General features: G+C 44.2%; 6 protein-coding genes. 5 read left to right on the forward strand and 1 reads right to left on the reverse strand.

Features of this window, described 5'->3' with window-relative positions; genetic code table 11:
* The first annotated feature begins 580 nt into the window (after window positions 1-580).
* Complete coding sequence (locus AC5JL3_RS27530; protein WP_496077496.1) at window positions 581-772, forward strand: DUF2949 domain-containing protein; 192 nt, start codon at window positions 581-583, stop codon at window positions 770-772.
* Between the two features lie 321 nt (window positions 773-1,093).
* Here AC5JL3_RS27530 and AC5JL3_RS27535 read toward each other — a convergent pair whose 3' ends face one another.
* Window positions 1,094-1,597 (reverse strand): thiol-disulfide oxidoreductase DCC family protein, encoded by a 504-nt coding sequence (locus tag AC5JL3_RS27535; protein ID WP_496077497.1) that lies wholly within the window; start codon window positions 1,595-1,597, stop codon window positions 1,094-1,096.
* A 511-nt stretch (window positions 1,598-2,108) separates the two neighbouring features.
* Between AC5JL3_RS27535 and AC5JL3_RS27540 the strand changes: the two genes are divergently transcribed.
* The 4 genes from AC5JL3_RS27540 to AC5JL3_RS27555 all read left to right on the forward strand — a co-directional run bounded on the left by AC5JL3_RS27540 (window position 2,109) and on the right by AC5JL3_RS27555 (window position 4,174).
* A complete protein-coding gene (locus AC5JL3_RS27540; protein WP_192219254.1) occupies window positions 2,109-2,273 on the forward strand; it encodes a hypothetical protein in 165 nt (54 codons plus the stop codon).
* Window positions 2,274-2,355: 82 nt separating this feature from the next.
* Window positions 2,356-2,520 (forward strand): hypothetical protein, encoded by a 165-nt coding sequence (locus tag AC5JL3_RS27545; protein WP_496077498.1) that lies wholly within the window; start codon window positions 2,356-2,358, stop codon window positions 2,518-2,520.
* Window positions 2,521-2,728: 208 nt separating this feature from the next.
* Complete coding sequence (locus tag AC5JL3_RS27550; RefSeq protein WP_496077499.1) at window positions 2,729-2,896, forward strand: hypothetical protein; 168 nt, start codon at window positions 2,729-2,731, stop codon at window positions 2,894-2,896.
* 198 nt (window positions 2,897-3,094) lie between these two features.
* Window positions 3,095-4,174, forward strand: coding sequence for a transposase (locus AC5JL3_RS27555; protein WP_496077500.1), 1,080 nt, complete (start codon window positions 3,095-3,097; stop codon window positions 4,172-4,174).
* The last annotated feature ends 152 nt before the right edge of the window (window positions 4,175-4,326 follow it).

Here is a 4,326-nt window from a genome sequence, read left to right on the forward strand (position 1 = left end):
GTCTACTAAGCAAGTATTATACTTCTATTAACTCTTCATTTTTGTTTAAGTCCCGTTAATCAATAGTTCAGTGGCAGCACCTTCATTAGCAACGCTTGTGGGAATTTGGGCAGTTCACGTTACAGGTTGGAGGAAGTCATATGTTTCACATCAGTTTTAACGCTGCAATCTCCACTCAGCACTATGAGGTTAGTTGCTTAGGTGTCCAACTTGACTAAATAATCCCCGCAAGCACATCGCGCTGGCGGGGGGGTTTATAGAAATTCTGTATACATACTTCTAATATACTACCAAAGAGAGATGTATTTAGGGAAATATTTCCTTCAACTGTGGCGCTCCTAACGTCTAGGGGATTACCAAATCACTAGATGAGAAATTTTACAAAACTAAACACTAGGGCTTATCTACTCTTAAACTATTGACAGTGCTACGTCTTAAAATAGGGTATACCTGTTTTGTATCCAGAAAAGATAGAAAATATTTCTAAAGAAAGACCAATTTTCACCAATATTATGAGAGGATCCATAGTACTTAACATTGGGGTCAGCAGATATAAAGACCCTAACTATTAAATAACCCAATGAAATCTACACGCCTCCTATTGTTAATTGGTTTTTTGCAGGATGAGTTGGCGATTCCCTCCGCCTCGATCGACCTAGCCGTGCGCCATCATACCGATACCCCAAATCTGTTGCCGATGATTCTTTGGCAATACGGATTGATCACGTTAAAGCAGTTAGACCGAATCTTCGATTGGTTGGAAACGGCGTGAGCAAATTACGTGAGTTTGGCTATGATGTTTAAAACCCCTGGCAGCAGGCACGTAGACAACTCCCTCAATCAGTTCAGCCTTCTTTAGAGAAACATCGCGTTGTAACGACGCTCAAATTCATGGCGATTTAAGCGATCGCCACTTTCAAAGAAGTAATGAGTTGTGTATTTTGTCTTTCTGTCGCTGAGAGACTGGCTCATTGCACCGTTTGGTCGTGCCGCCTAACTCAGGATGTGACGTGAAAAGTTACCTCACTATAAGCCATCATTTCAGCAACCAAATCACTATGGCTAAGGCAATTCAAATCGACGAATAAAGAAGTCAATTATCATCGTCGGTCAATCGGCAACGCTGTAGTGTCTTGCACTCAATCCGCTTCTGGCGGTTGGCAACAATACTCGTTAAGTCCGGTCGTCCCGTGAGAGCGAGTCGCCAGTCAGCCCAGATTTCGTATAAGGCATCCACAATCCAACCAATCACAGGTAGCTTGGTGGCAGCATAGATCCACCCCATTCCCAGAATTTCGTAGACTCGACGAAAGACTTCCACATTTTTGATGACAGTGCCGTTGGGGAGTAGAGCATGAATTCGCCCCATTGCCGTCTCAAAGTCTATGCCTCCATGTGAAGAGGGAGTATAGTCATCGTCGGCAATATCTACAAACGTCACTTTTCCTCGACCCGCATCACGTTTTCTCAAGAAGTTGACTTCTCGCACACACAAGGGGCATTCACCGTCGTACAGCAATTTGATTTGCCAGGATGGCTTTTCAGGCACAGGAGCGACTTTAACGGATTTGTGGGATTGGGTGTTTGACGAGGGCATAGGAGGAAAGGCAAATTAATTCACGTCGGAAGCGTTGTTATAAAATCTCCTCGACAAGGAGCTAGGGATTTGTTACTAATTGTAACGATTTGAGTACACCATCAGGAAATCTAACTTGTCGCTATTGATATTGTCGTTGGTTCAGCTTCATCTCACCTGTAGCTGCTGCGCGCTCGTTTACTTGCCTGCACCTCAGCGATCGTTTGAATTTGCACCGCTTGGATTTGAGCCTTGACTCGCTCCAATTGCTGTTGGGTTTGTTGGATACTACTATATAGTTGTCGCTTCTGAGTCTAGAGGCGAGAGTCGTCTAGGTAAGCAATCGCCTCTCCCTGCTGTAATGCCTGGTGCGCCTTTACTTCAATCCGATTCACTAAAAATTCGTTAACTCATAGCAAGAACGTGCAACGATGGCATGAACGTGCAAGATTTTTTTCAGTCACATGGCTCAAAATCGGAGCTAGGAATACACCGATTATCCAAATAGGAGATGTAACAAGGAGCCATCAAAATGAAAAGAGCAACAGCCAAGCCGTTGAAGAATACATCCAACCAAACTCTGTGGACAGACCTTGGAGAGAATGCATCTGCACAAATAAGCGGCGGCAGAATCAGCATAGGTGAGACTTCTCCAGTTGATGGGTTAGGCAGACCTATAAGACGCTCAGTCCTCTAACCCTTAAAAAGGATGAAAATGCGATTTTACAAGCCAACGCCATCTCCACTTGCAATGTAAACCTCATGAAGGAGAAATTGAAATGAGTCAAGTGCAATCTAATCAGCTTCAGAAGGACAAACAAAAATCGCTGTGGACAGAAATTGCAGACAAAGATAGTTCTCAAATATCTGGTGGTGGTAAGTGTCGATGGGTTCGCGGCTGGGGGGTAGTCTGTGAGACAGGATATGGAACTTTTACACTCTAGATGACCTATTTACACCAAGCTACAAAAGTAAAACTATTTGTGGCTTGGTGTAAATAGGAGAAAATACAATGAGTGTAAGCAAACCTAAAAATCTGCTTCAGTTATGGGCGTTTTCTTTAATGCTTTAATAATCTTTGGAGACGAGCAAACCTCATTATCAATAAAGCATGATTTGCAAATTATTGATCGCGCAGGAGGATAAAAAAACATGAAGAAACTATCTCAATCTGCAAAATTAAACATAGAAAATGTAGAGCGATCGCTAATCCAAGACCTGTCAGAACAACAGGCTAGCCATCTTGCAGGAGGTATTCAACGCCTTCAAGAAGAGTTTCAAGCTGAACTCAGCGTTCTGCGGGGGCTTCCGGACTCCTGACAGGTGTAGGTTTTTTACAAAGGTGTGAGTAATCAGGCTCACACTCAGAAAATAAAAGTAGAAAACGAGTAAGTCTGTGAGGCTCAAATGCCGAGAAATGAGTACCTCAAACAGTGGACACGCATAGTATCAAAGAAGATGCCACAGTTGTCGATACCGCAAGTGGTAGGGCTGGCGACCTGGAGTTTTGGTATGGTCATGACCAAATCAAGTAGCTTGACAAAAGTATCGCAATTCATCGCTAGAGCGAATGGAGAAAAAGCCAACACGGTACGTCAAAGGTTAAGGGAATGGTATCAGGAGTCGGAAGCCAAAAAAGGGATTCATCGCCACACTCTGGATGTCAGCCGTTGTTTTGCGCCATTATTGAAGTGGGTGTTGAGTTTATTGCCGAGAAACACACAACAAATCGCCTTAGCACTAGACGCAACTACGATTGGCAATAAGTTCGTAGTCTTATCGCTGAATATTTTACTTGCAGGTAGTGGAATTCCGATTGCCTGGTGCGTGGTCAAAGCTAATCAGCCAGGAAGTTGGAAACCACATTGGCAAAAGTTAATCAAGGCTGTGACAGATGTAATTGGCAACGGCTTTCAAGTGCTAGTCATGGCTGACCGAGGACTCTATGCTGACTGGCTATATCAACTGATTGTCGATGCACATTGGCATCCATTTCTACGCATCAACCATCAAGGCACTTATCGACTCCCACCCCGTCAGAAATGGCAGTCATTGGTGGATGTAGTTTCTGCTCCTGGGCAATCTTGGTCGGGTGAGATTATTTGTTTTAAAACTCATCCACTCCCATGTACGTTACTTGCCCGTTGGGATAGTGGTTACAAAGACCCCTGGTTAATCCTCACTGACTTAGAACCAACGATAGCTTCTGCTCTTTGGTACGGGTTACGTCCTTCCACCGAATGCGTTTACCGTGACATCAAATCTGACGGTTGGCAATGGCACAATACACGTTTATTTGACCCACAACGTGCCGAACGTATCTGGTTAGCTATTGCTGTTTCTACCCTGTGGATGGTCAGGCTTGGTGATGAGGCAGAACATCAATTCTCTGTTCCCAGTCTCGAACAACTTCCCTCAACACACCGAGTGTTTTCTCTCCCTGTTTGTTTGAATCCTCAGCGCCATATTTCTTGTTTTCTCTTGGGATTGCTGACCCTGACGGCTGATTTACTCAACCATCTCCCTATTCATCTTCATCGTTGGAGTTCCTTTCCCCCTACTCCTGTTGATGATTTCTATGGCTTTAACTCCTCCTGATTGTAAAAAACCTACACCTGTTAGGAGGACAACCCCCCTCCTGCCAAAAGCACTAATGGAAAATCAGGCGTAATCTTTTTGAAATCTCGTGGTAGTACTAGTGCAGCGCGGCAGAAATAACCCACCAGTCTAGAGTGAGGTGACAACTAGGG

This window comes from Symplocastrum torsivum, from assembly GCF_059505465.1.

What these genes read in the sequence shown, in the direction of transcription:
- AC5JL3_RS27530 (WP_496077496.1), top strand. Translation starts at nt 581, where the DNA reads ATGAAATCTACACGCCTCCTATTGTTAATTGGTTTTTTGCAGGATGAG.
- AC5JL3_RS27535 (WP_496077497.1), bottom strand. Translation starts at nt 1,597, where the DNA reads ATGCCCTCGTCAAACACCCAATCCCACAAATCCGTTAAAGTCGCTCCT.
- AC5JL3_RS27540 (WP_192219254.1), top strand. Translation starts at nt 2,109, where the DNA reads ATGAAAAGAGCAACAGCCAAGCCGTTGAAGAATACATCCAACCAAACT.
- AC5JL3_RS27545 (WP_496077498.1), top strand. Translation starts at nt 2,356, where the DNA reads ATGAGTCAAGTGCAATCTAATCAGCTTCAGAAGGACAAACAAAAATCG.
- AC5JL3_RS27550 (WP_496077499.1), top strand. Translation starts at nt 2,729, where the DNA reads ATGAAGAAACTATCTCAATCTGCAAAATTAAACATAGAAAATGTAGAG.
- AC5JL3_RS27555 (WP_496077500.1), top strand. Translation starts at nt 3,095, where the DNA reads ATGACCAAATCAAGTAGCTTGACAAAAGTATCGCAATTCATCGCTAGA.